General features: G+C 70.1%; 22 protein-coding genes. 8 read left to right on the forward strand and 14 right to left on the reverse strand.

Translation table 11 applies throughout. The annotated features are described in order from the left end of the window. Nucleotides 1–27 precede the first annotated feature (27 nt). From DEU35_RS05630 to DEU35_RS05655, 6 genes are all read right to left on the reverse strand, one after another. A complete protein-coding gene (locus DEU35_RS05630) occupies nucleotides 28–1,218 on the reverse strand; it encodes a PLP-dependent aminotransferase family protein (RefSeq protein ID WP_116238827.1) in 1,191 nt (396 codons plus the stop codon). Further along, nucleotides 1,215–2,870 carry an ABC transporter ATP-binding protein gene (locus DEU35_RS05635; protein ID WP_116238828.1) on the reverse strand — a complete coding sequence of 552 codons (1,656 nt, stop codon included), beginning with the start codon at nucleotides 2,868–2,870 and terminating at the stop codon, nucleotides 1,215–1,217. The genes DEU35_RS05630 and DEU35_RS05635 overlap by 4 nt, the downstream gene beginning before the upstream one ends. Continuing rightward, nucleotides 2,867–3,715, reverse strand: a complete 849-nt coding sequence (locus tag DEU35_RS05640) for an ABC transporter permease (RefSeq protein ID WP_116238829.1) — start codon at nucleotides 3,713–3,715, stop codon at nucleotides 2,867–2,869. Before DEU35_RS05640 ends, DEU35_RS05635 begins: the two co-directional genes overlap by 4 nt. Then, nucleotides 3,712–4,728, reverse strand: coding sequence for an ABC transporter permease (locus DEU35_RS05645; RefSeq protein ID WP_116238830.1), 1,017 nt, complete (start codon nucleotides 4,726–4,728; stop codon nucleotides 3,712–3,714). Before DEU35_RS05645 ends, DEU35_RS05640 begins: the two co-directional genes overlap by 4 nt. 71 nt (nucleotides 4,729–4,799) lie before the next feature. Beyond that, nucleotides 4,800–6,455: an ABC transporter substrate-binding protein gene (locus tag DEU35_RS05650; RefSeq protein WP_116238831.1), complete on the reverse strand. Its 1,656-nt coding sequence runs from the start codon at nucleotides 6,453–6,455 to the stop codon at nucleotides 4,800–4,802. A 26-nt stretch (nucleotides 6,456–6,481) separates the two neighbouring features. Continuing rightward, entirely contained in the window at nucleotides 6,482–7,897 is a 1,416-nt protein-coding gene (locus DEU35_RS05655; RefSeq protein ID WP_116238832.1) for an FAD-binding oxidoreductase, read from the reverse strand. Between the two features lie 274 nt (nucleotides 7,898–8,171). Between DEU35_RS05655 and DEU35_RS05660 the strand changes: the two genes are divergently transcribed. From DEU35_RS05660 to DEU35_RS05675, 4 genes are all read left to right on the forward strand, one after another. Further along, nucleotides 8,172–9,353, forward strand: coding sequence for an LLM class flavin-dependent oxidoreductase (locus DEU35_RS05660; RefSeq protein ID WP_103207030.1), 1,182 nt, complete (start codon nucleotides 8,172–8,174; stop codon nucleotides 9,351–9,353). Beyond that, nucleotides 9,350–10,702, forward strand: a complete 1,353-nt coding sequence (locus tag DEU35_RS05665; RefSeq protein WP_116238833.1) for an NtaA/DmoA family FMN-dependent monooxygenase — start codon at nucleotides 9,350–9,352, stop codon at nucleotides 10,700–10,702. The genes DEU35_RS05660 and DEU35_RS05665 overlap by 4 nt, the downstream gene beginning before the upstream one ends. Next, a complete protein-coding gene (locus DEU35_RS05670) occupies nucleotides 10,699–12,576 on the forward strand; it encodes an FAD/NAD(P)-binding domain-containing protein (RefSeq protein WP_116238834.1) in 1,878 nt (625 codons plus the stop codon). Before DEU35_RS05665 ends, DEU35_RS05670 begins: the two co-directional genes overlap by 4 nt. Nucleotides 12,577–12,650: 74 nt before the next feature. Next, entirely contained in the window at nucleotides 12,651–13,373 is a 723-nt protein-coding gene (locus DEU35_RS05675; RefSeq protein ID WP_116238835.1) for a GNAT family N-acetyltransferase, read from the forward strand. Between the two features lie 60 nt (nucleotides 13,374–13,433). Here DEU35_RS05675 and DEU35_RS05680 read toward each other — a convergent pair whose 3' ends face one another. Next, nucleotides 13,434–13,949: a MarR family winged helix-turn-helix transcriptional regulator gene (locus tag DEU35_RS05680; RefSeq protein ID WP_116238836.1), complete on the reverse strand. Its 516-nt coding sequence runs from the start codon at nucleotides 13,947–13,949 to the stop codon at nucleotides 13,434–13,436. Between the two features lie 66 nt (nucleotides 13,950–14,015). Here DEU35_RS05680 and DEU35_RS05685 point away from each other — a divergent pair, with 66 nt between their 5' ends. Beyond that, nucleotides 14,016–15,236, forward strand: coding sequence for an FAD-dependent oxidoreductase (locus DEU35_RS05685; protein ID WP_116238837.1), 1,221 nt, complete (start codon nucleotides 14,016–14,018; stop codon nucleotides 15,234–15,236). 130 nt (nucleotides 15,237–15,366) lie between these two features. Here the strand turns inward: DEU35_RS05685 and DEU35_RS05690 are convergent, their stop codons facing one another. Then, the gene (locus DEU35_RS05690) at nucleotides 15,367–15,891 is read right to left on the reverse strand and encodes an adenine phosphoribosyltransferase (RefSeq protein ID WP_116238838.1); all 525 of its coding nucleotides are present in this window, start codon (nucleotides 15,889–15,891) and stop codon (nucleotides 15,367–15,369) included. A gap of 368 nt (nucleotides 15,892–16,259) precedes the next feature. On the opposite strand from DEU35_RS05690, the gene DEU35_RS05695 reads away from it, so the two are divergent. After that, nucleotides 16,260–17,939 carry a glycoside hydrolase family 13 protein gene (locus tag DEU35_RS05695; protein ID WP_116238922.1) on the forward strand — a complete coding sequence of 560 codons (1,680 nt, stop codon included), beginning with the start codon at nucleotides 16,260–16,262 and terminating at the stop codon, nucleotides 17,937–17,939. A 26-nt stretch (nucleotides 17,940–17,965) separates the two neighbouring features. After that, the gene (locus tag DEU35_RS05700) at nucleotides 17,966–18,967 is read left to right on the forward strand and encodes a LacI family DNA-binding transcriptional regulator (protein WP_116238839.1); all 1,002 of its coding nucleotides are present in this window, start codon (nucleotides 17,966–17,968) and stop codon (nucleotides 18,965–18,967) included. A gap of 146 nt (nucleotides 18,968–19,113) precedes the next feature. Here the strand turns inward: DEU35_RS05700 and DEU35_RS05705 are convergent, their stop codons facing one another. From DEU35_RS05705 to DEU35_RS05725, 6 genes are all read right to left on the reverse strand, one after another. Continuing rightward, entirely contained in the window at nucleotides 19,114–19,539 is a 426-nt protein-coding gene (locus DEU35_RS05705; RefSeq protein WP_103207038.1) for a response regulator transcription factor, read from the reverse strand. Between the two features lie 66 nt (nucleotides 19,540–19,605). Further along, nucleotides 19,606–20,256 (reverse strand): signal peptidase I, encoded by a 651-nt coding sequence (locus tag DEU35_RS05710; RefSeq protein ID WP_103207039.1) that lies wholly within the window; start codon nucleotides 20,254–20,256, stop codon nucleotides 19,606–19,608. A 25-nt stretch (nucleotides 20,257–20,281) separates the two neighbouring features. Next, complete coding sequence (locus tag DEU35_RS05715) at nucleotides 20,282–20,911, reverse strand: hypothetical protein (protein ID WP_103207040.1); 630 nt, start codon at nucleotides 20,909–20,911, stop codon at nucleotides 20,282–20,284. Between the two features lie 132 nt (nucleotides 20,912–21,043). After that, the gene (locus DEU35_RS05720; protein ID WP_103207041.1) at nucleotides 21,044–21,622 is read right to left on the reverse strand and encodes a hypothetical protein; all 579 of its coding nucleotides are present in this window, start codon (nucleotides 21,620–21,622) and stop codon (nucleotides 21,044–21,046) included. 726 nt (nucleotides 21,623–22,348) lie between these two features. Further along, nucleotides 22,349–22,489, reverse strand: coding sequence for a hypothetical protein (locus DEU35_RS17040; RefSeq protein WP_180993401.1), 141 nt, complete (start codon nucleotides 22,487–22,489; stop codon nucleotides 22,349–22,351). Nucleotides 22,490–22,647: 158 nt separating this feature from the next. Beyond that, nucleotides 22,648–22,881 (reverse strand): helix-turn-helix domain-containing protein, encoded by a 234-nt coding sequence (locus DEU35_RS05725; RefSeq protein WP_103207042.1) that lies wholly within the window; start codon nucleotides 22,879–22,881, stop codon nucleotides 22,648–22,650. Nucleotides 22,882–23,051: 170 nt separating this feature from the next. Here DEU35_RS05725 and DEU35_RS16805 point away from each other — a divergent pair, with 170 nt between their 5' ends. After that, nucleotides 23,052–23,816 carry a hypothetical protein gene (locus DEU35_RS16805; protein ID WP_147301827.1) on the forward strand — a complete coding sequence of 255 codons (765 nt, stop codon included), beginning with the start codon at nucleotides 23,052–23,054 and terminating at the stop codon, nucleotides 23,814–23,816. Nucleotides 23,817–23,910: the final 94 nt, after the last annotated feature.

Genomic DNA, 23,910 nt, shown 5'->3' on the forward strand with positions numbered 1-23,910 from the left:
ACGCCAGCAAGAGGGCGACGCGGCGCGTCAGCGCTGCCGCGCTACGGCCCGCGCCAGCCGCGCCGCCGCCTCCACCAACAGCTCCTCGGACGTGTCGCCGTAGGCCAGCCGCAGGTGCCGGTCGGCGTCCGTTCCCGGCCCCGAGGGGAAGAACGACCCGCGCTGGTACTCGACCCCCTCGGCGCTCGCGGCGGCGGCGAGCCGGTCGGCGTCCAGGGAGTCGTCGGTCAGGCGCGGCCACAGGAACAGGCCGCCGTCCGGCACGGTGACGTCGAAGGAGCCCGATGCCGAGAGCGCCTCGGCCAGAGCGTGCGCCCGCGCCCGGTACAGGGCTCGAGCACCGCCGAGAACCCGGTCGAAGACGCCCACGTCGCCGGTCAGCAGCTCGGCCACGACGGCCTGCACGAAGGTCGACGAGTGCGAGTCCTGGCGGCTGCGGAGGGCCACGGCATCCGGGATCAGGCGCTCCGGAAGAACGATCCAGCCGAGCCGCAGGCCCGGGCCCAGCGTCTTCGTGAAGGTGTTGACGTGGATGACGTGGTCGGAGTCGTGGAACGGTGCGAGCGACTCGGGCTCGCCGTGGAAGCGCAGTTCGCGATACGGGTCGTCGGCGAAGACGACGAAGCCGTACTTCTCGGCCAGTTCCACGAGCTCGCGACGCCGGGCGGTCGGCAGCGACGACTGCGAGGGGTTGTGGAACTCGGGAACCGTATACACCGCGGCCGGGCGGGCGCCGGCGCGCAGCTCGGCGGCGAGGGCGTCGATGTCGAGCCCCTCGGCCCCGACGCGGATGGGCAGAACGCGGGCATCCGCGAGCTCGAGCCCGCGCAGGAACAGCGGGAACACGGGGTTGTCGACCGCCACGAGGTCGCCGCGCTCGAGCACCGTCTGCACGGCGATCGCGAGGCCGTGGAACCCGCCGTTGGTGATGAGCACGCGCTCGACGGCGACGCCCTCGCGCGCGGCGATCCACTCGCGCAGCGCCGGGATGCCCTCGGTGCGCGAGTACTGCAGTGACGGCGCCCCAGGTCGGGCGAGTACGCGGGTCGTCGCCTCGGCGAGCTCCGCGGTCGGCAGGACGGAGGGATCGGGGATGCCGCCGAGCAACTCGATCGCATCGGGCCGGCGATCCCGCAGGGTCTGATCGCCGAAGCCCTTCGGGGCGGTGAACGCCTCGATGAGCGCGGGACGCGAGCGGGGCGGGAAGAGCAGGGTCATGAGGGACTCCGGGGGTCGGGGGTGGGGATCGCGTCGACGAGGGCCCGTGTGTACTCCTCGCGCGGGTGCGAGAGCACGTCGGCCACCCGCCCGGCCTCCACGACCCGTCCGTCTTTGAGCACCGAGACGGTGTCGGCGATCTGCCGCACGAGCGCGAGGTCGTGCGAGACGAAGAGGTAGGTCAGCCCGCGTTCGCGCTGCAGTCGGCGGAGCACGTCGAACACCCCCGCCTGCACCGTCACGTCGAGCGCCGAGGTCGGCTCGTCGAGCACGATGACGTCGGGTTCGAGCACCAGGGCGCGGGCGATCGCGACGCGCTGCCGCTGACCGCCCGACAGCGCGTCGGGGCGACGGCGGGTGAGCTGCGGAGACAGACCCACGGCGTCCAGGGCCTCGGTGACTTTCGCCGCGCGCTCGGCGCGCGTGCCGACCCGGTACTGGTCGAGCGGCTCACGCACGATCCGCCCCACGGTCCAGGTGGGATCGAGCAAGGTGAAGGGGTTCTGGTACACGAGCTGCAGGTGGCGACGGATGCCGCGGAGCTCCGCCTCGGTGCGTCCGGTCGCGGGCTTGCCGTCGACGACGATGTCGCCCGTGTCGGGGGTCTCGAGTCCGAGTAGTAGCCGCACCGTCGTGGTCTTCCCCGAGCCCGACTCCCCCACGAGCGCGTGGGTGGTGCCCGGCGGCACGCGGAACGACACCGCCGACACCGCCGCGCGCTCGGACCCGTCGACCACGAAGCTCTTCGACACCTCGCGCACCTCGATGCGGGTCGCGGTGGTGTCGGTGGTCCACGCGTCGACACCGCGCTCGTCAGCGCGCCGGTAGCGGTCGGGGTTCAGCGCGGGTGCGTCGGCCTGCAGCTGCACCGTGTACGGCGAGGTCGGCGCCGCGAAGACCTCGCGTGTGGCGCCGGCCTCCTGCACCCGCCCGTCCTTCAGCACGACGATCTCGTCGGTGCGCTCGGCCGCGATGGCCAGGTCGTGCGTGATGAGCAGCAGGCCGATGCCGAGCTCCTCGCGCAGGTCGCCGAGCAGGTCGAGGATGCGCTTCTGGATCGTGACGTCGAGGGCGCTCGTCGGCTCGTCGGCGACGAGCAGCTCGGGTCGCGGCAGCACCGCGAGACCGATGAGCACGCGCTGCAGCATGCCGCCCGAGAGCTGATGCGGATACGAGCCGTAGACCCGGCGCGGATCGGGAAGGCCCACGCGGGCGAAGACGTCGAGGATCGCGTCGCGCTGCGCGCCGGCATCCGTGATTCCCGACAACGCGGCGGCCTCGTGCGCCTGCGAGCCGATGGTGCGCACCGGGTTGAGCGCGTTCGACGGGTCCTGGGGCACGAAGCCGAGGCGCCGGCCGCGGAGAGGGCGGAACCGCGCCTCACTCAGCCCGAGCACCTCGTCGCCGGCGAACTCGACGCGTCCGCTCGCCCGCCCGGTCGCGCGGGGCAGCAGCCGCAGCACGGATCGCGCGATCGTCGACTTTCCCGACCCCGACTCGCCGATGAGGGCAAGGCTGCCGCCGTGCGGGATCGAGAACGACACGTCGTGCACCACGGGGGTTCGTCCGTAGGCCACCGAGAGGTCCCGCACCCTCAGGAGGGGTGCGGCCTCGGCCCGTGTCTGTTCGCGCGAGGGGAGAGTGAGGGTCATGGCGTCCTCCGAAGCCACCGGCTGATGCGGTTGATCGACAACACCGTCGCCACGGTGACCAGGGCTGGCCACACGACGAGCCACGGCGCACGCGGGTAGTCCTTGCCGGCTGAGATGAGCAGACCCCAATCGGATGCCGGGGGCGGATCGCCGTAGCCCAGGAAGGCGAGCCCCGCGATGACGAGGATCGACAGCCCGAACTGCAGGACCGCGAGGGGCACGAGCGAGCGCGACGCGTTGGGCAGCACGTGCCGGAACAGCACGTGCAGGCTCGACCCGCCCTGCAACCGCGCCGCCTCGACGAACACCGACGAGCGCACGCGCAGCACCTCGGAGCGCATCACCCGGGCGAACACGGCGACGGCCGAGACGCCGGTGGCGATCGCGGCGTTGATGGTCTGGAAACCGAGCGAGCTGACGATGACGACGGCGAGCAGGAACGCGGGGATGGCGAGCAGCACGTCGATGAGACGGGCGAGCACCGTGTCGGTCCACGACCCCAGGAACCCCGCGAGCAGGCCGATGAGCCCGCCCACGACCACGCCGATCGCCACGGCGACGAGGGCGCTTGTCACCGACGACTGCGCACCGAACACGATGCGCGCGAACAGGTCACGACCGAGGTGGTCGGTGCCGAGCAGATGCGCGGCGCTGGGCGGCTGCAACTTGTCGGCGGGTACGCCCTGTGCAGGGTTCTGCGACGTGAACAGGGTCGGCGCGAGCGAGAACGTCAGCACCACCGCCACGACGACAAACGACACGATGACGCCGAACGGAACGGCGAGGCGGATGCCGCGGGCCCGGGCGGCGACGGAGCGCGGCGGCGCGGCGAGTGCGGCGGTCATCCGACGCTCACCTCCTCCCGCAGCAGCGGCGCCGGCTCTTCGCGCGGGGTCGCCGTGACCGCGCGCCCGCGCGAGCCGATGGACACGCGGGGGTCGAGCAGCGGATAGGCGAGGTCGGCGAGCAGGTTGACGACGACGAAGACGATGGCGGCGAGCGACACCACGGCCTGCAGCACGGGGAGGTCTTGGCTGGCCACCGATGACTCGACCAGGGTGCCGATGCCGACGCGGCCGAAGATCGCTTCGGTGATGAGCGCGCCGCCGAGGAGCTCTCCGACGATGAGTGCGAGAACGGTGACCGTCGGCAGCGCCGAGGGCTTCACGAGGTGACGCAGGAACAGCGCTGCCTGGCGGAGTCCCCGCGAGCGCGCGACGGCGACGTACTCCTGCCGTGACTCGTGATCGAGCGAGGCGATGAGCACCTCGGCGAGCTGAGCCGACACGGGGATGCCGAGGGCCACCGCCGCGAAGAAGGTGCCCCAGGGCGTCTCGGTGTCGATCATGCTGAACAGTCCGAGCCCGAAGGCGAAGACGTGGATCAGCAGCAGGCCGATCACGAAGTTCGGGACGGAGAGGAACAGCGACGGCAGCGACCGCAGCACGCCCTGCCCGAAGCGCGCGGGCAGGAACTGCGTTCCGTACGCGATGGCGACGGCGAGCACGATGGCGACCAGCAGCGCGACGGCCGCGAGGCTCAGCGTCGACCCCAGCGCGTCGAACACGAGAGTGCTGACGGGCAGGTTCGATCGCAGCGAGACACCGAGGTCGCCGACCACGAAGCGTCCGAGCGACGATCCGAGCTGCACCCACCAGGGCTGGTCGAGGCCGTAGTACGCCACGATGCGGGCGATGTCGTCCTCGGTGAAGCCGTTGTCGGGATTGCGCAAGGTGCTCGTGATCGGGTCCCCGGGCAGGATGCTGATCACGAAGAACGTGAACAGGTACGCCAGCAGCACGACGACGAGCGCCTGGCCCGTGCGGCGCAGCACGAATCGGCCGTACGTGCGGAACATGCTCTCCTCCTCTCGTCTCGCTGTAGCGGATCGAGGAGACGGATGCCGCGGCATCCGTCTCCCGTCCGGTGTCAGCTGTTGAGCCAGGCGTCCAGGTAGTACGCGTAGGCGAGGCCGTTGTAGGTCACGCCGCTGACGTCGGGGGCCTGCACGTAGACGCGCTGCACGATCTGCGTCAGCGGCACGAAGTAGCCCTGGTCGAGCACATAGCTCTGCAGCTCGTCGGCGACCTTCGCGCGGGCGTCACGGTCGGTGGCCGTGGCGATGCGCGTCGACAGGTCGTTGAGCGTGGCATCCGAGGTACCGAGCGTGAACCAGTCTTCGTCGCCCTTCTTCTGCGAGGTGAGGACGCCGGCGACGGTTCCGACGTCGACGAAGCTGCGGGTGATCTCGGTCGCGGGGATCGTCGCGTTGCCGATCACCTTCTGACCGTACGTCGGCACGTCGTAGGTCTCGAGGTTCACCTCGAACCCGAGCGCCGTCAGCTGCTGGTCGACGAGCTCGTCGACCGACTGCGAAGCCTGCAGGTACGGGTTCGGGTAGAGCGTGAACGACAGCTTCTGGCCGTTCTTCGTGCGGACGCCGTCGGCACCCTTCGCCCAGCCGGCCTCGTCGAGAAGCGCCGCGGCCTTGTCGGGGTCGTAGGCGAAGTCGGCGCTGTGGTCAGTCGCCTCGGGCACCGTGCTCTGGAACAGCGACTCGGCCGCGTGCCAGTCGGGGGTGTAGACGGTCGAGAGGATCTCGTCGCGGTCGATGCCGTGCTGCACGGCCTGGCGCACGGCGAGGTCGTCGAAGGGGGCCACCGACGTGTTCAGCGCGTAGCCGTTGACGAAGCCGAGGTAGCGGGGCGTCTCGACGGTCAGCCCCTCCTGCTTCAGGGCCTCGAGGTCCTGCGGACTGGCGTTGTACGCCACCTGCGCCTGGCCCGACTCCACCGAAGCGGTACGGAGCGTGGGCTCGGCGACCTGCTTGTACGTGATCGTGTCGAGGTAGGCCGCGCCCTCGTGGCCGAGGGCCTCGGGACCCCAGTCGTAGTCGTCGCGCTTCTTCAGCACGACGCTGTCGCCCTCGGCGACCTTCTCGACGACGAACGGACCGCTGCCGATGTCCTTCGTGAGGTCGGCCTGCTGCTCAGCGGGAAGAGCGAGAGTGGCCGGCGAGATGAGGATCGAGCCGTGGTACGCCAACGTCGGGATGAAGCTGAGGGTGGGAGCCGAGAACGACACCTTCACCGTCGTGGCATCCACCGCCTCGGCGCCGGCGTAGTTGGCCGAGGGGAACAGTCCGATGCGGTTGATGCCGTCATCGGGTCGTCCCTTCGCCCAGATGTCGATGTTCGCCACGACCGCGGCGGCATCCAGAGGCGTGCCGTCGGAGAAGGTGACGCCCTCCTTCAGGTGCAGGGTGAACTCGGTCTTGTCGGCGTTCTCGTCCCAGCTCTCGGCGATCCACGGGCTGAGGTTCCCCTCGGCGTCGACGTAGACGAGCTTGTCGGTGAGGTTGCCCCAGATCTGACCCTGGTAGCTCGAGATCGCGCTGTTGTTGGGAATCCAGGTCGCGCCGAGCGAATCGATGAGGAAGACGAGGTCACCACCCGGCTGGGGTTCGGCGTCGGCGGCCGGAGCGGCGGTCGACGCGGCGCCGCACCCGCTCAGCAGCACGGCGCCGACGGTGAGGGCGGAGGCGACGCCGAGAAGGCGCCGGAAAGGACGGAGGCGAGTGGTCATGGAAATCCTCGGGCTGTGGGGGCTGACTACAGGGCTTTGCCGGGGTTGAAGAGCCCGGCCGGATCGAGCGCGTTCTTCACGGCGAGCTGGGCTTCGCGAACACGGACGGTGAGTTCCTCGGCGGCGAGCGCGCGTTTCACTGTGCCGATGCCGTGTTCGCCGCTCACGGTCCCCCCGACGGCGAGAGCGGCGCGCACGACGGCGTCGGACGCATCGTGGACCGCGGGCGGGACGACGGCGGGGTCCGCGCCGGCGGGGATGGGGAGCGAGATGACCGGGTGGAGGTTTCCGTCGCCGGCGTGCGCGACGGCGCTCACCGAGACCCCGAACCGCGCGGCGATCGCGGGGAATCCCGCGAACAACTCCGCGATGCGCGATTTCGGCACGGCGACGTCGCCACCGGCGAACCACGAGCCCGCGTCGAAACGTCGGCCCGAGCGTCGCAGTTCCCAGAGGACCTCGGCATCCGCGTCGTTCTCGACCTCGACCCGCGCCCCTGCCGCGACGAGCGCGGTCGTCAGTTCAGCGGTCTGCTCGTCGATGCCAAAGCCGTCGAGTTCGATCAGCAGCAGGGCGGCGCCCCGGGCGCTCAGGCCCGAACCCTGCGCCGCGTCGATCCCGTCGAGGGTGATCTCGTCGAGGAACTCGATGACGCTCGGGCGCACGCGAGAGGCGGTGATGGCCCCGATGGCCGCGGCCCCCGCGTCGGTGGAATCGAAGAACGCCGTCAGGGTGCGCCGCGCAACCGGGAGCGGGCGGATGCGCACGGTGGCGCCCACCACGATGCCGAGCACGCCCTCCGACCCGACGAACAGCGAGACCAGGTCGAGACCCGTCACGCCCTTGATCGAGCGGTGGCCCACCGACACGAGGCTGCCGTCGGCGAGCACGACGTCGAGAGCGAGGACCGATTCGCGCGTGACGCCGTACTTGGCGCAGCGCAGGCCCCCGGCGTTGGTGGCGATGTTGCCGCCGATCGTCGAGATGCGCCAGCTGGCGGGGTCGGGGGCGTAGAAGAGCCCCAGGGGCGCCAAGCGCTCGTTGAGCGCGGCGTTGAGCACGCCGGGTTCGACGACGGCGACCTCGTCGGCGGGCGACACCTCGACGATGCGGTCGAGCCGGTCGGTCGAGATGACGAGCTGGTCGGGTTGCGCCGTGGCCCCGCCCGAGAGGCCGGTTCCCGCCCCACGCGGCACGACGCTGACGCCGTGACGGGCGGCGAGACGCACGAGCTGCTGCACGTCACCCACGGTCGCGGGGAAGGCCACCGTCGGCCCGTCGAGCGCCGGACCGCCGCGTCGCGGGGCGGTCCCCGCGTCGAACGCGAACACGGCCGTCTCGGACGACGATTCCCGCACCTCGATCTCGGGCGCCTCGCGGCGCAGATCGTCGAGAAGGGCGGGCACCCCCGTGAACGGGGCGACGGCGGAGGGTGCGCTCATGGGAGGCCTCTCTCATCGGGAACAGGAATGACGCCGACCGTAGGCGCGCGCGGCGGCGCGCTCATCTCGAGCGACACCGACCGTCGCGAGGCGTCACCGTCCGACACCCTGCGTTGCGGAGCGTCATAGTCGAGCGGTCGCCGAGCGCGCGCGCTAGATTCCGCCCCTTTCGTCGGTTCGTGACGCCGCAAGACGTTGCGTTACGTCACGCATTGAGACCCGCCTGGGTCCCGGGCGACAGTCGTCAGCACGTCGCCTGACCGAAGGAGCCTCGATGCCCGACCGCATCCACCTCGCCGTCGCCCTGGACGGAGCCGGCTGGCACCCGGCCGCCTGGCGCGAGCCCGGAGCCCGGCCCACCGAGCTGACCTCCGCGCTTTACTGGCGCGACCTCGCCCGCACGGCCGACGCCGCGGGTCTTGTCCTCGCGACGATCGAAGACGCGCTCAGCCTGGGCGGGCGGTCGTTCGAACCGGATGCCGAGACCCGCCGCGACCGCGTCCGCGGGCGCCTCGACGCGGTGCTGCTGGCGTCGTTCCTGGCCCCGGCCACGCGACGGATCGGTCTCGTGCCGACCGCCACGACGACCCATCCCGAGCCCTTCCACCTCGCCACGGGCCTGCAGACCCTCGACCACGTGAGCCGCGGCCGCGCGGGCGTCCGGCTCGTCGCGGGTTCGACGGCGCAGGAGCGGAAGAACTTCGGTCGCCGCGCCGACGGACCGACCGGGTTGCCGGCATCCGGTCGTGTCGAAGACGATCCCGCGCTGCTCGCCGCCTTCCGCGAGGCGGGCGAGGTCGCCGACGTCATCCGGCGTCTGGCCGACTCGTGGGAGGACGACGCGATCGTGCGCGACCTCGAGTCGGGCAGATTCCTCGACCGCGAACGCGTGCACAACGTCGCGTTCGCGGGCGAGTTCTTCTCGGTCACCGGGGCGTCGATCGTGCCGCGGTCTCCCCAGGGTCAGCCGCTCATCACGGCGCTCGCGCACCAGACGATCCCCTATCGCTTCGCCGCGGAGCACGCCGACCTCGTCTTCATCACTCCCTCCGATGCGAACGCCGTCGGCGGCATCCTGGGCGAACTCGACGGGGGCGACGACCTGCGCGTCTTCGCCGACCTGCTCGTGCTCGTCGACGAGACGCGCGCCGGGGCCGAGGCCGTGTGGAGCCGCCTGCAGGACCGCGCGCCGCTCACCACCGATGCGCGGGTCGTGGTCGGCACCGCGGATGACGTCGTGGACGAGATCCGCGCCCTCGCCGAGGCGGGAGTCGACGGCGTCCGCCTGCGCCCCGCCCGTCTGCCCGCCGACCTCGATGCCATCACCGACCGGTTCGTGCCGCGGGCGGCGGCCGCCGGCATCCTGCTCCCCGACGACGGCTCCCCCACGCTGCGCGAGCGTCTCGGACTCCCCCGCCTCGCCAGCCGCTACGCCCGTCAGGAGGTCGGCGCATGACCCGCCGCCAGGTCCATCTCGCCGCGCACTTCCCGGGCGTCAACAACACCACCGTGTGGACCGACCCGAGCGCGGGCAGCCAGATCGACTTCTCGTCGTTCGAGCACTTCGCCCGCACGGCCGAGCGCGGCTTCTTCGACTACCTCTTCCTGGCCGAGGGCCTGCGTCTGCGCGAGCACCGCGGGCAGCTGCACGACCTCGACGTCGCGGGACGCCCGAACACCCTCGCCATCCTCACCGCGCTGGCCGCCGTCACCGAGCACATCGGACTGGTCGGCACGCTCAACACGACGTTCAACGAGCCGTTCGAACTCGCGCGACAGCTCGGCACCCTCGATCAGCTCTCGGGCGGCCGGGCCGGATGGAACGCCGTGACGAGCTCCGACGCGTTCCACGGGGCGAACTTCCGCCGCGGCGGCTACCTCGACCACGCCGACCGGTACGTGCGGGCATCGGAGTTCGCGGCACTGTCGAAGGCGCTGTGGTCGTCGTGGCGCGACGACGCGGTCGTGGCCGATGCCGAGACGGGTGAGTTCCTGCGCGACGACGCCATCACGCGGGTGCGGCACGAATCCCGTCTCTTCGACGTCGACGCGGTGTTCGACGTCCCCCGCTCCCCCCAGGGGCGGCCCGTCATCGTGCAGGCCGGGGACTCCCCCGACGGCCGCGACTTCGCCTCGACCCACGCCGACGTGATCTTCTCGCTGCACACGGAATTCGCCGACGCGCAGCAGTTCTACCGCGACGTGAAGGGCCGCCTCGCCTCGCACGGCCGCGACGAGGACTCGCTGAGGATCCTCCCCGCCGCCACCTTCGTCCTCGGCGACACCGCCGGCGAGGCCCGCGAACGCTCGCGCGAGATCGCGCTCGCGCAGGTGCGGCCCCAGACCGCGATCACCTATCTCGAGCAGATCTGGAATCGCGATCTCAGCGGGTACGACGCCGACGGACCACTGCCCGACCTCGAGCCCGACACGGGGGTCGAGACAGCGCAGGGGTTCGCCGGACGTCACGCCGCGATCCGCGCTCGCGTGGGGCAGCTGCGCGAGCAGGCCACCGCCGAGAACCTGAGCATCCGCGAGCTCGTCATCCGCCTCACCGCGAAGCACACCTTCGTCGGGACGCCGGAGCACGTGGCATCCGAGATCGACCGCTACGTCCAGGAGCGCGCGACCGACGGGTTCACCGTCGTCGGGCACGTCACCCCGCACGGCCTCGACGAGTTCACCGAGAAGGTCGTCCCGCTGCTGCAGGAACGCGGGTCGTACCGCCGCTCCTACGACGAGGGGGCCACGCTGCACGACCTGCTGGGCCTGCCCCCGGTCACCGTGAGCGCCGGGGTGCGATGACCGAGCTCGTGATCGTCGGGGCAGGGCCGCGGGCGGTCATGCTCGTCGAGCGTCTGCTCGCCCGGCGCTCCCCGCTTCCGCTGCGCATCACCCTCGTCGACCCGTTCCCGCCGGGGGCGGGGCGCATCTGGCGACGCGAGCAGTCGCCGCTGCTGAAGCTCAATTCGATGGCGCGCGACGTCACCGTCTTCACCGACGAGTCCTGCACGATCTCGGGGCCGATCCGTTCCGGGCCCTCGCTGATCGAGTGGGCCGAGCGGGTGCGTGCGGGCACGCTCCCCGACGTCGCGATCGACGATGTCGATCTGGATGCCGAGCTGCGGGGCCTGGGTCCGGACTCCTTCCCGACGCGGCGCCTGCAGAGCGCGTACCTCGACTGGTTCTGGCGTCGCACGGTGGCGATCGCCCCGCCGGGCGTCGAGGTGCGGTGGCACGAGGGTACCGTGCAGTGGGTCGACGACACGGCCGACGGGTACGAGATCGCCCTCGCCGACGGCATCCGTCTGCCCGCCGACGTTCTCGTGTACGCGATGGGGCACAACGCCCGCGAGCTCGAGGGCGAGGCGGTCTCGTTGCGCGAGGCCGCCGCCCGCACCGGGCTGACCTACGTTCCCCCGGCCTTCACCGCCGACGCCGACCTGAGCGTCTTCGCACCCGGCGACGACGTGATCGTCCGCGGGATGGGGCTGGCGGCCGTCGACGCCGTGGTGCTGCTCACCGCGGGGCGGGGCGGTCGCTTCGTCACCGGTGCGGACGGGAGGCTGCGCTACGAGCCCTCGGGCCGCGAGCCGCGGCTGCACCTCGGATCTCGACGCGGCGTGCCCTACCGCTCGAAGGTGTCGTCTCAGCTTCAGGGAGACCCGCCCGTGCGCGAGGTGCTGACCCCCGCGGCGGTCGCCGCGCTGCTCGCGCGCCCCGGCACGATCGACTTCCTCGACGACGTCTGGCCGCTCATCGCGCGCGAGCTCGTGTGGGGCCACTACCGCGAACTCTTCACGGGTCACCCCGAGCGCGTCACGACGACGTGGCAGGCCTTCCGCGAAACCCTTCGAGAGGTGGATGCCGACACCTCGGCCCTCCGCCGGGCCGCCGCCGCGGTGGTTCCCGATCCTCTCGACCGGTTCGACGTGCGCACACTCGACGTACCACTGGGAGACGAGACGTTCGCCGACGCCGCCGAGGTGCACGAGCGGGTGAGCCGGCACATCCTCGACGACCTGCACCTGCGCACGAACCAGGATCGCAGCACGGCCCAGGCGCTGTTCCTCACGATCCTGTCGTCGTTCCTGGCACTGGCGGACATCCCGACCGAGCGGTGGAGCGCGCGCTCCCGGGCCGTCGACCTGCCCGTGACCTGGCACGCGTTCTTCAGCTACGTCGCCTCGGGTCCGCCCGCGCACCGTCTGCACGAGCTCCTCGCGCTGGCCGACGCGGGGATCGTCCGTTTTCTCGGGCCCGACGTCGCGGTGCACGTCGACGTCGACCGGGGTTTCGTCGCCTCGTCGCCGCGAACCGGCGACAACGTGAGCGCTCGAGGACTCATCGACGCGTGGCTTCCCGCCGCGACCGCGTCGGCGAGCGAGAACCCCGCACTCCGCGAGCTGGCCAGTCGTCACGGACGCGAGGTGCACGTCTCGGATGAGACGTTCACCGGCTCGCTCGGGCGCATCGACGTCGACGCCGACGGTCGCGTGATCGCGCGCGACGGGCGGTCGCGCCCGGCGATGTTCGCGATCGGGCCCTTCACCTCGTCGATGGAGGCCGGCGCTTTCACCCGCCCGCGCTCCGATTCGCTGTCGCTGCGCCAGACCGACCGAGTCGCCGGGGCGGTCGCCGCCGCCCTCGCGGCCCGCACCACGGCCGGGGTGCGCTGAGCCCCGCGGAATGCGGGACTCTCGCCGCTGTTGTCTTAAGTGCGCCTCGCCGCACCTCGCCCAGAACGGATGCCATGACCACCACCACCACCCTCCCGCTTCCCGTTCCGCACGCCGACGCCACCGTGCTCGACAACGCCGCCTGGCATTCGCTCGCCGGTCCGCACGCGCGCTTCGCGATCGGCGGCGATCTGGTCAAGCGTTACCCCGAAGACGTCGCCCCGTTCGTGGCCGTGCGCACGTGGGACGACCCGAACGTGTGGGAGGCGCTGCGCGAGCTCGTCGGCCCCGGCGCCGACGTGGGCCTGTCGGGTTTCGAGGGCGAGATCCCCGCGGACTGGCAGTGGGTCGGCGGCGGCGAGGGAGTCCAGCTCGTCGAGACCGATGCCCTGCAGACCCGCCCCGACGACGAGGCCATCGAGCTGAGCGCCGATGACGCGGCCGAGATGATCGACATCGTCGCGCGCAACCAGCCCGGTCCCTTCCGACCCCGTACCTACGAGCTCGGCCGGTACATCGGCATCCGTCGTGAGGGGCGTCTCGTGGCGATGGCCGGCGAGCGTCTGCACCCCACCGGATGGACCGAGATCAGTGCCGTCGCCGTCGACGCCGACCACCGCCGCCAGGGACTCGCCTCACGACTCGTGCTCGATGTCGCCTTCCACATCCAGCAACGCGGCGACCGTGCGCTGCTGCACGCCGCGGCGACGAACCTCGGCGCGATCGCCGCGTACGAGCGCCTGGGCTTCGCGCTGCGTCGCCGCAACAGGTTCGCTGCGGTGCGCACGCCCGCGTGAGCCGACGCTAACGCGTGAGCGCGGTCGCCGTTCCGCGGCGCCGGGTTCCCGGGCTGGTGGTCACGCGTCGATTCTGGTCGACGCGGGTGCGTCACGAAGCCGGGTGTTCGCGGCCGACGCCGCCTGCGTCATGCGCTCGAGAAAGGCGCGGATCACGCGCAGCTCGGCATCCGGTGTCTCGCGGACGGCGGCGGCGACCTCGGCGCCTGCGAAGCCGAGGAAGCGCTCGGTCCCCTCGAGGGCGGTGGCGGTGGGGCGCACGACCACGCGACGGCGGTCGTCGCCTTCGCGGTGGCGCGTGACGTACCCCGCGCGCTCGAGCCGGTCGATGAGCACCGACACCGCGCCCGAGGTCATGCCCATCTGTCGTGCGAGCAGAGCGGGCGACACCGGGCTGCCGGATTGCGCGGCCCACACGATCTGGCCGAGCGCCTCGGCATCCGAGACGGGAAGACCCATCCAGGTCGACAGGTGCCGATTGAGTTCGTCGGATGCCATCGCCCAGTCGCGAAGACCGTGCATCACCCCGACCTCGTCGTCGGACCAGGACGTGGAGAGCGCGTTCACGGAGGTCATGCAATGACTTTACAGTAAAGCGACTTTGCCGTAAAGCTATATGCACCGACCCCCGAGGAGACCGCCATGACCGCACCGCACGCCCTCATCACCGGCGCCAGCATCGCCGGACTGTCCACCGCCTGGTGGCTGCGCACGATCGGGTGGGACGTCACCGTCGTCGAGAGGGCCCCGGCCTTTCGCGACGGCGGGCAGAACGTCGACGTGCGAGGGGTCGCGCGCGAGGTCCTCGAACGCATGGGCCTGACCGACGCGATCCGCGCGAAGAACACCACCGAGACCGGCACCGTGATCGTCGACGCCGATGACAAGGTCATCGCCGAGCTTCCCTCGGACGGGCCCGACGGTGCCACGGCCGAACTCGAGGTGTTGCGCGGAGACTTCGCGCGCGCCGTTCTCGAGTCCCTCCCGAAGGGCGTGCGTTTCGTCTACGGCGCGACCGTGACCGAGGTCGACGAGTCGCGGGCCGACCGGATCGTCGTCGTCACGACCGACGGCGAGCGCCTCGAGGCCGACCTCCTCATCGTGGCCGAGGGCGTGCGCTCAGCCACGCGCGACCTGCTCTTCGCGGAATCGGAGGTGGATGCCGATCCCCTCGGCATCACGATGGCCTTCGGAACGATCCCCCGGGCCGACGGCGACGACGACCGGTGGCGCTGGTACAACGCGGTCGGCGGACGCCAGGTGCACCTGCGCCCCGACCCCTACGGCACCATCCGCGCGATCCTGTCGTACGCGGGCGAGGACGACCTGGTCGGGCGCGACCGCGACGAAGCCCTGCGCGTGCTGCGCGAGCGTTACGCCGACGCCGGGTGGCAGGCGGAGCGTGTGCTCGACGGCTTCGATTCCTCCGACGACGTGTACATCGACGAACTCACGCAGATCCGGATGCCGGGATGGCACCGCGGACGCGTGTGCGTCATCGGCGACGCGGCGTGGTGCGTGACACCGATGGGCGGGGGCGGGGCGTCTTTGGCACTCATCGGCGGGTACGTGTTGGCGGCTTCCCTCTCGCAGGTCGAGGGGCGCCCCGACCGCGACCGGCTCGACGAGGCGCTCGCCTCGTTCGATGCGTGGATGCGGCCGCTGGTCGACGAGATCCAGGGTTTTCCGCGCGGGATGCTCAAGCTCGCGTACCCACATTCGCGGCTCGGGCTCGCCGCGCGGGGCGTGCTCATGAAGGTCATGACCGCACCGCCCCTCTCGCACTTCACGGCGAAACTGACGCAGGTCGCCGACACCGACCGGGAGCTGCCGGCGTTACGAGCGTCGCGCGACGTCGCGTAAAACGTCGTCGCGGCGGGGCAGCGGCGTGCCGGACTCCGGAAGATCCCGGCATCCGCTCTCCCGCCGCCTCGCGGCGCGCGGTTATCGCAGCCGGATCACCCGGACCGCGGCACGGGGAGGTCGTCGCGCGTCAGACGTGGAAGACCGAGTGCAGGGCGCCGCCCAGGGCCTCGCGGCCACCCAACCCGTCGATCTCGAGCAGCGTCGCGATGCCGATGACCTCGCTGCCCACGGCCTCGAGCAGTTCGCGGCCCGCGCCGAGCGTGCCACCGGTGGCGAGAACGTCGTCGAGCAGCAGCACGCGAGCACCGGCTGCGGCGTCATCGTGCATCTCGATCCGCGCCGAGCCGTACTCGAGGTCGTACGAGACGCTTGCCGCGGGCCGTGGCAGCTTGCCGGCCTTGCGGATCGGCATGAGCCCCACGTCGGCGGCGATGGCCGCCGCCCCCGCGAGCAGGAAGCCGCGGGCCTCGACCCCGGCGACGGCGTCGAAGCGTCCGACGAACGGCTCGATCAGCGCGTCGACCACGACCCGCAGCGCCGCGGCATCGGCGAGCAGCGGCGTGATGTCGCGGAACACGATCCCGGGCTTGGGGTAGTCGGGGATGCTCGTGATGAGCGATTCAGCACGGGCGAGGGCGGAGGCGTCGGGCACCGACCCAGCCTAATCGCGGCGCCCGCGGGGCGGGGCTCGCGGGCGGCAGGCGCACGGCGGGCGCGGACGGGCGGGCTCACGGTGGGCGCGGACCGGCGGGCTCACGGCGGGCGCGGACGGGCGGGCTCACGGTGGGCGCGGACGGGCGGGCTCATGGCGGGCGCTCGCCCGACGCATCGAGTGTCCAAGACACCCGGACACTTCGAAAATTCGTCCGGGTGTTTTGGACACTCAAGGAGCGTTCACACCCCGAGGCGCGAACCGCTCGCACCCCGGCCGACACCACCCACCCCACCTCGCTACGCCCGCCGGGATTCACCCGCCGCCCACTTGACCACGATGCAAGCGCTTGCACTAACGTGGACACCATGACTTTCACGCAGGAAGAGGCGCAGGCCGACCTCGTCTCCGCGCCCGGCTCCGAGTGGTGGCGCACCGCCGTCATCTACCAGATCTACCCCCGCTCCTTCGCCGATGCATCGGGCGACGGCCTCGGCGATCTGCCCGGCGTCACCTCGCACCTCGACGACCTGAAAGAGCTGGGGGTGGATGCCATCTGGCTCAGCCCCTTCCAGACCTCACCGCAGAAGGACGCGGGCTACGACGTCGCCGACTACCGCGACGTCGACCCGATCTTCGGCACCCTCGCCGACTTCGACGAGATGCTCGCGGGTGCGCACGAGCGTGGCATCCGGGTCATCGTCGACCTCGTCCCGAACCACTCCAGCGACCAGCACGTCTGGTTCCAGGAGGCGCTGAAGGCCGCTCCCGGCAGCCCCGAGCGGGCGCGGTACATCTTCCGCGATGGCAAGGGCGAGAACGGCGAACTGCCCCCGAACAACTGGGAGAGCGTGTTCGGCGGCGGCATGTGGAAGCGCATCACCGAGGCCGACGGCACTCCGGGCCAGTGGTACCTGCACATCTTCGACGAGAGCCAGCCCGACTTCGACTGGACCAACGACGAGGTGCGTGCGGAGTTCCGCGACATCCTGCGCTTCTGGCTCGACCGCGGGGTCGACGGTTTCCGCGTCGACGTCGCCCACGGCCTCATCAAGGCCGAGGGCCTGCCCGACTTCACGCCCGACCCCGAGGGCGGCTCGATGGGCGGCGACGCCGAAGAGGTGCCGTACTGGGGTCAGCCCGGCGTGCACGACGTGTGGCGCGAGTGGCACGAGGTGCTCGCCGCGTACGACGGCGACCGCGCCCTGTGCGCCGAGGCGTGGCTGCCGACCATCGAGCAGACGGCTCTCTGGGTACGTCCCGACGAGATGCACCAGGCGTTCAACTTCCACTACCTCGAGACGAAGTGGGATGCCGCCGCCCTCCGCGATGTCATCTCGGAGTCGCTGAAAGAGTATGCCGCCGTCGGCGCCCCGAGCACCTGGGTCCTGTCGAACCACGACGTCGTGCGCCACGCCTCGCGTCTCGCGCTGACCGCCGAGAACCCGCAGGGCGCCGGCATCGGCCCGAAGTCGCCCGGACAGCCCGACCCGGTGAAGGGCCTGCGTCGCGCGCGCGCCGCCACGTCGATGATGCTCGCGCTCCCCGGCTCGTCGTACCTGTACCAGGGTGAAGAGCTTGGTCTTCCCGAGGTCATCGACCTGCCCGACGACGCGCGACAGGACCCCACCTGGTTCCGCACCGACGGCGAGCGCTACGGTCGCGACGGCTGCCGCGTGCCCATCCCGTGGACCTCCGACGCCCCCGCCTACGGCTTCAACACCACGGGCCAGTCGTGGCTGCCCCAGCCCGCGGAGTGGGCCGAGCTCGCGCACGACGTACAGGTCGACGACCCGTCCTCGACGCTGACGCTGTACCGGTCGCTCCTCTCCGAGCGCCGTGCCCGCAACCTCGGCGCGGGTCACCTCGAGTGGCTCGACGAGTACGGCGACGACATCGTGGCGTTCCGCAACGGCTCCCTGCTCGTGATCGCGAACCTCGGCGACGAGTCGGTAGAGCTCCCCGCGGGCGAGGTGCTCATCGCGAGCGGCCCCCTCGACGACGAGCGCCTGCCGACCGACACGACGGTCTGGATCGCGGCGGCGTAGGTCGCGGCATCCGGAATCTCGAGACCGTGGTCGGTATCGATGACGTCGCCCGCGCGGCGGGGGTGTCGACGGCCACGGTCTCGCGTGCGTTGAGCGGGCGCGGACCCGTTTCGGCCGTAACCCGCGATCGGGTGCTGGCTGCGGCCGACCAGCTCGGCTACGTCGTCTCGGCGGCCGCGTCGAGCCTGGCGACCGGACGGGCGCGGGCGGTGGGCGTGGTCGTGCCGTTCCTCGACCGCTGGTTCTTCAGCACGGTGCTCGCGGGCATCTCCGATGCTCTCGTGCGCGAGGGCTACGACATCACCCTGTACAGCGTCAGCGGCGACCCGGTCGAGCGTCACCGCGTCTTCGACGACCACCTGCGCCGCCGCCGCATCGACGCGGTCATCACGATCGCCCTCGAACTGGATGCCGAGGAATCGGCGTCCCTGCGCGGGCTGGGCGTTCCGATCGTCGCGATCGCCGGACCCAACCCGCTCCTGACGACCCTGACGGTCGACGATCTCGCCGTGGGACGCCTGGCGACGGATCACCTGCTCGCGCTCGGTCACCGGCATCTCGTGCACATCGGAGCGGATGCCGCGACCGCCGCGGGTTCGACCGTGCCGGGCCTGCGACGTCGAGGCTTCGTGGAGCAGCTGGCGGCAGCGGGTATCACCGACGCCGTGGTGGAGCCGGCAGACTTCACGATCGAGGGTGGCTCCGCCGCGGCGACCCGCGCCCTGACCGCCGCGAACCCGCCGACCGCGCTCTTCGCCGCCTCGGACGAGATGGCGATCGGGGCGATCCTCGCCGCGCGCGAACTCGGTCTACGCGTACCCGAGGACGTGTCGATCGTCGGTGTCGACGGGCACGAGCTCGGTCGGTGGTTCTCGCTCACCACCGTCGATCAGTTCGCACGGGGTCAGGGAGGACGCGCGGCCGAGGCGGTGCTCGCAGCCCTCGACGGCGCCGAGCCCGTTCGGGGCCTCGGCACACTTCCGTTCGAGCTGGTCGACCGCGGCTCGACGGCGGCGCCGGCGCGCTGAGGCGCCGACCTGGATCTGCGAGTACCGGGCGGAGGTCAGATAACTCGGGCAAGAGCGGAGCGAGGTGACTCCGCCCGCCGAGTTCCGACTGGCAGACGAGTACATGCCGGGTCGGGTGCGGAAGGCGGGGTCATCCAGACGAGACGTCAGCGGCTCTGGTGCGCGCGGGCTGCTCTCCGTGACACGGCATCGATGCGGGCACGGAGCTCACGGATGCGGAAAGGCTTCGTGACGTAGTCGTCTGCGCCAGTCGTGAACCCGAGGAGCGTGGCCGGCTCGTCGTCTTGAGCCGAGACGACGATGATGTGCGTCGCCAGGCCGGCGGCACGGACTCTGCGCACCACCTCGAGCCCGTCGATGCCCGGGAGGTCGATGTCCACCGTGACGAGGTCCGGCGATGTCGCCAAGATGGTCTCGATCCCCTCGACTCCATTCGGGCATGCATCCGTCGCGTAGCCGGCGGCCTCGAGTGTCTGGGTGAGAAGAGCGCGAACCTGAGCGTCGTCCTCGATGACCACCGCTGTGGGGCAGCTGCGGAACGCCACTGCGTGAAGTTGTTCGTTAGCGGTCACGTGATCTCCCGGAAAATGGGGGTTTGGAGGGCGAGGGGCGGGCGTTCATTGGCGCTCCGCAGGGAATCACCCCTGCTGACGGGCGCGGCGGGAATGGGGCGGCGCGGGGACGACGGCATCACCGTCGCGTGAGGCTGCTGGCACCACCGGTAGGAAGATGTCCAGGTCGTCGGAAGACGAGGCGTGGTCGTCAGGTGTGTCCGCCTCCGCGTCAGCCGGGGTCGATGTGTCTCGATCGTGCTCGTCGTCGACCGATCGACGGTGCGGGCTCAAGGGGAGCATGATCAGTGCGACAACGAGGACGGCGAGGCTGACACGGGCGGGCAGGGTCTGGGCGTATGCCAGGATGCCGGCGAGGGGACCGCCGATGTGTCCTCTCACGGCCCCGACCAGCTGATCGTACGTAACCGTGTCGGGATCCTCGGCGGTGTTGCCGTCACCCTTGAGCTGCGCTTTACCGTCAGTGATGCTGATGATCCGGTGGGTGTACATCGCACCGTTGGGCATCCCGACGGTCACCACGTGGTCGGGGGCGAAATCGTCGGGGTGGGGTGCGCCGATGAGGACGATGTCGCCGAACTGGTAGGTAGGTGTCATCGACTTCCCATCGACGACGACGAGCTGCGTCCCGGTGACGAGGGCGACGGCCGCCGGGGCGATGAGTAGGGCAAGCAGAGCAGCAACGACGCTCCAGCGGAGAGAGGAGAGGATGCGCATGGTGGACCTCCGAGGCAGGTACGTATCAGTCAGACAGGGCGTTGCCGAGCCGGGGACGGTCGGGCGACCGCATCCAACGCCGATGGGCGCGGCGCGGGGTCTGTTTCCGTTCGTTCTGAAGGACGGTGGTGTCCACGGTCAATCCCACGGCGCGCGACCCTTCTCGCGCCGGCTCTGCGGAGAGGTGCACGCGCAGAAGAATGCGGTGAAGCGCCCCGGGCGAGAGCGTCGGCGGTGCACAAAAGGCGGGGTTCTCGGCGTCATCCATCGGCACCGGCGGTGACCATGTGGCGCCGCCGGTGGCGCTGAGGGAGAGTGCCACATGTTTCGAGGGGTAGCCGTGCGGTGCCACTTCGAACCCGGTATGCCATCCGACGACGCTGAGCCCGATGTTCCGAACATCTATGGCGAGCGTGTGGGTGGACTGCGGGACGCTCAGAGCTTCTCGAAACACGACGCGCGGCGGCGCGGCGGCCTCCCGAAGGGCGGGGTCCCCGAGGAAGACGGTGCCCGCGCAGAACAGTGTGGAGCTGCGGCTCATCTCGCTGTCGAGGTGCGTGGGGGTGACGATCACCCCGAGGCTGATCATCACAAAGGCAGCGATCGCCGCGCGTTTCTCGCCCTGCGAGGGATCGACATCGTGCATCAGTGTCATCTGGGCTCGCCTAATCGCGCGGGATGCTGACGGGGTCTGCCTGTCGGCTGGGCCGACGCCATCGGTCTCTGTGATGGCCTCGTCCCGACGGGGTGCCGGCCGGTTTGGGGCTCGACCGGCACCCGGTCTGAGTTAGGACCAGGGCGCGCCGGCCTGGATGGCGTTGACGGTCAGGGTGAACGTCAGGCTCTGGCCCTGCGCGCTGTTGTCGGTGGAGGCCGGCAGCCAGGCGCGGAACTTGATGGGCAGTGATCCGCCGGCCGCAAGCGAGCTCGAGCTGTTGATAGCGACATTATTGAGGTTGTCGGCAAGGGCCGGCGTGGACCAGTTCGTGCCACCATCGGTGCTGTACGACACCGTCACCTGCTTGGCGAAGGCACTGGAGGTCAGGGTGATCTTTGACTTCCAGTCGATGTCCGCAGTGCCAGTGTTGCGGATGTTGACATTGAAGGTCTTCGCCTTAGCCGCGATCTTGGCGCTGGTGGAGTCGTCGATCGGGAGCACGTTCGTGAAGACGACCGGCGCGGTAGAAGTCGAGTCGTCAGCGAGGTTGCCGAGGACGACGGTGCCGGCAGTGAGCTTGTTGTCGGTCACGACCTTCTGATCGGTGAAGTAGGCGCCGGTGGCGAGCGAACCGGTCAGACCGATGCTCAGCAGCGCCGCGGAGGCGATGAACAGCTTCTTCTTGTAGGGACGGGACGTGGAGTTCATGAGCGGTGCACTTTCGAGTGATGGGAGATGAACGTCGGCCTTCAACCACGCGGCTTCGGTACGACGGTGACCGGTATGCACCGGACGGGTGCTCGTGCTTCGGGACCGGTGCCGAGCCCTGCGGGCGCGATGACCGGTCGCCTTGACACGCAAGATGGACCTCAAGCGAACCTTTCACTCAGCAGTACCCATCAACGGGTCTAAACAGTTCAAAGAGTATTCTACGGGTCAAAACGGAGTGAAGCGGAACGTCGATACCATAACAGCAATTGCGTGACCTTTGACAACCCCGTTCGAGGGCACGACACAAAGTCCCGACATCGCTCGTCGATGACGACACCGCCGCCTCGAGGCGGAGCTCCCGCCGGACCCGCCACCGCGGGCAGATGGGGACCGTCTAGCCGCGCACATCAGCGCGGCAAGAAGCACGCTTGCCCGGTTACGTGTAGCGATGCAAGGCCTGCGCGGTCCCCACGGTCCAGCTGGCAGAGATCACCTGACAGGAGTCCACGTGCGCGACCGGCAGGTCATAGAGAGGCGCCATGACGTGGCCGAAGAGAGTCACACGAGCGGGGGCTCAGTCAGCCTCCCGAGCCATGGCGCGCCGAGCATCTTCAAGACTGGGCCGGAGGGACCCCCGTCGCCCACGAGAGCCGGCACACTCTCCGCGCACACCGCCTGAACGAAGCCACCCACGCGGCCGTCCGCGCCGACAGCTTCGATCGCCTAGGCGAACTCGATGACCAAATCCGTGGAGGAAGTGTCGAAGTACTGCGCCATGTACACGATCGCGCGCGCGATGGGCGGCACCTCGAGAGGCTCAGGCAGGAGCATCCGAGCCGCCTCGGGGTGTGCGACGTCGTCCATAGGCAGGACCTCATCGTCGTGCGAGAACATCGCGCGCATCGACTCGCCGCAACGTTGGCCGGCGTCGTCAGAAGTCGAGATATGCCACCAGTGAGCGCGGCGCAACCGTATTACGCCTCTCGAACCTTCCCTCACCCAGAGGGGCCGATGAGGAAGCCCTACGGACTGACGCTGACCGCGGGACGATCGGCGACGTTGGATGCGCGGGAGATGAAGTCCACGACCTCGTCGCGGATGATGACCCACTTCGTACCGATGTGGTAACCGGGCAGGGTGCCGCTTTGCAGGTACTCGTAAACGGTCTTGTTGTTCAGCCCGAGCACCTCAGCGACATCCTTCGCGGACAGGATCGCCGGGTACCCAGCAAACAGGTGCTCTACGTGATTCGCCATGTGCTCATTCCGGGGTAACGGGTTGTTCCATTCTACGGCCCCGCGCGTCAAACCGCCTGATGATCCTCGAAAAACGAAGAGCGGTTGACATCGGGCGAAAAGGGTACATAACGGTTTCAAACCGCCAAAATTGACTGACAGAGAGCGATGAGCTAGGTTCAGCGGGAACCGTGAAGACCCGTTTTGTACCAGAGGACACCATCTTGGACTGCTCCGTACCCGTTACACCCGATGTGCAGATTCCCGGCGGCGCATCCTCCGCGACGGGGGTCGTACCTTTCGTAGGTGGTGGGGTCGACGGTGCGAACGGCGGTCTGGCCATCACGGGGCTCAACATCAACATCACGCTCCTCTGCATCGTTGCTGCGGTTCTCCTCGGAACGGGCATCGTGGTTGCCGTTCGAGCTCGCCGGCACCGCCAGCGCCGGACCCAACGCGGATCACGGTCGTTGGGTCGCGGTTCGGCGACGGTCATCGCCCTCGGGTTTGTCCTCGTGCTCGGCTTCGCTGCCCCTACGCCCGGAGCGCAGGCTGCCGTCGGGTCGGGCTGCGACGCGGTTCAGGTGACGGTGGTCTCCGTCGATCCTGCACCTTCGGCAGGCGGTTCGATCGTCCTACTTCCTGGAGCCGCGCCGACCGTGGTCACCGCAAAAGTCACCAACACCACGAACGTTCCCGTATCGCTGTTCGCGTTGTCGAGCACCGATCCGTCGGCTCCGCTGTCGAGTCAGGTGGCGTGGACCGCTCAGCGCGGCGACGTGACCGTCACGAGCGTTCTCACAAACACCGATGCTCATGCTCTGGGAACACTCGCGGCAGGTGAAACGGCACCGGTGACCTTCACACTGTCCCTTCCGGCTGCGGTGGGCAATGAGTACCAGGGGCAGACCGCATCTGCCTCACTTTTCGTCCGGGTAACTCAACAAAGCCCGTGATTCAGGCCGGCGATTCCTCCGAGGGTAACGGGTGGGTCGCCGCGCGGCGCCGTCTGAGACTTGCGTCGAGACGGCGCCGTCTTCTCGTTTGTCA

Origin of the sequence: Microbacterium sp. AG157 (assembly GCF_003385695.1) — a bacterium.
GTDB lineage: Bacteria > Actinomycetota > Actinomycetes > Actinomycetales > Microbacteriaceae > Microbacterium > Microbacterium testaceum.

What these genes read in the sequence shown, in the direction of transcription:
- DEU35_RS05630 (WP_116238827.1), bottom strand. Translation starts at nt 1,218, where the DNA reads ATGACCCTGCTCTTCCCGCCCCGCTCGCGTCCCGCGCTCATCGAGGCG.
- DEU35_RS05635 (WP_116238828.1), bottom strand. Translation starts at nt 2,870, where the DNA reads ATGACCCTCACTCTCCCCTCGCGCGAACAGACACGGGCCGAGGCCGCA.
- DEU35_RS05640 (WP_116238829.1), bottom strand. Translation starts at nt 3,715, where the DNA reads ATGACCGCCGCACTCGCCGCGCCGCCGCGCTCCGTCGCCGCCCGGGCC.
- DEU35_RS05645 (WP_116238830.1), bottom strand. Translation starts at nt 4,728, where the DNA reads ATGTTCCGCACGTACGGCCGATTCGTGCTGCGCCGCACGGGCCAGGCG.
- DEU35_RS05650 (WP_116238831.1), bottom strand. Translation starts at nt 6,455, where the DNA reads ATGACCACTCGCCTCCGTCCTTTCCGGCGCCTTCTCGGCGTCGCCTCC.
- DEU35_RS05655 (WP_116238832.1), bottom strand. Translation starts at nt 7,897, where the DNA reads ATGAGCGCACCCTCCGCCGTCGCCCCGTTCACGGGGGTGCCCGCCCTT.
- DEU35_RS05660 (WP_103207030.1), top strand. Translation starts at nt 8,172, where the DNA reads ATGCCCGACCGCATCCACCTCGCCGTCGCCCTGGACGGAGCCGGCTGG.
- DEU35_RS05665 (WP_116238833.1), top strand. Translation starts at nt 9,350, where the DNA reads ATGACCCGCCGCCAGGTCCATCTCGCCGCGCACTTCCCGGGCGTCAAC.
- DEU35_RS05670 (WP_116238834.1), top strand. Translation starts at nt 10,699, where the DNA reads ATGACCGAGCTCGTGATCGTCGGGGCAGGGCCGCGGGCGGTCATGCTC.
- DEU35_RS05675 (WP_116238835.1), top strand. Translation starts at nt 12,651, where the DNA reads ATGACCACCACCACCACCCTCCCGCTTCCCGTTCCGCACGCCGACGCC.
- DEU35_RS05680 (WP_116238836.1), bottom strand. Translation starts at nt 13,949, where the DNA reads ATGACCTCCGTGAACGCGCTCTCCACGTCCTGGTCCGACGACGAGGTC.
- DEU35_RS05685 (WP_116238837.1), top strand. Translation starts at nt 14,016, where the DNA reads ATGACCGCACCGCACGCCCTCATCACCGGCGCCAGCATCGCCGGACTG.
- DEU35_RS05695 (WP_116238922.1), top strand. Translation starts at nt 16,260, where the DNA reads ATGACTTTCACGCAGGAAGAGGCGCAGGCCGACCTCGTCTCCGCGCCC.
- DEU35_RS05710 (WP_103207039.1), bottom strand. Translation starts at nt 20,256, where the DNA reads ATGCGCATCCTCTCCTCTCTCCGCTGGAGCGTCGTTGCTGCTCTGCTT.
- DEU35_RS05715 (WP_103207040.1), bottom strand. Translation starts at nt 20,911, where the DNA reads ATGACACTGATGCACGATGTCGATCCCTCGCAGGGCGAGAAACGCGCG.
- DEU35_RS05720 (WP_103207041.1), bottom strand. Translation starts at nt 21,622, where the DNA reads ATGAACTCCACGTCCCGTCCCTACAAGAAGAAGCTGTTCATCGCCTCC.
- DEU35_RS17040 (WP_180993401.1), bottom strand. Translation starts at nt 22,489, where the DNA reads ATGGACGACGTCGCACACCCCGAGGCGGCTCGGATGCTCCTGCCTGAG.
- DEU35_RS05725 (WP_103207042.1), bottom strand. Translation starts at nt 22,881, where the DNA reads ATGGCGAATCACGTAGAGCACCTGTTTGCTGGGTACCCGGCGATCCTG.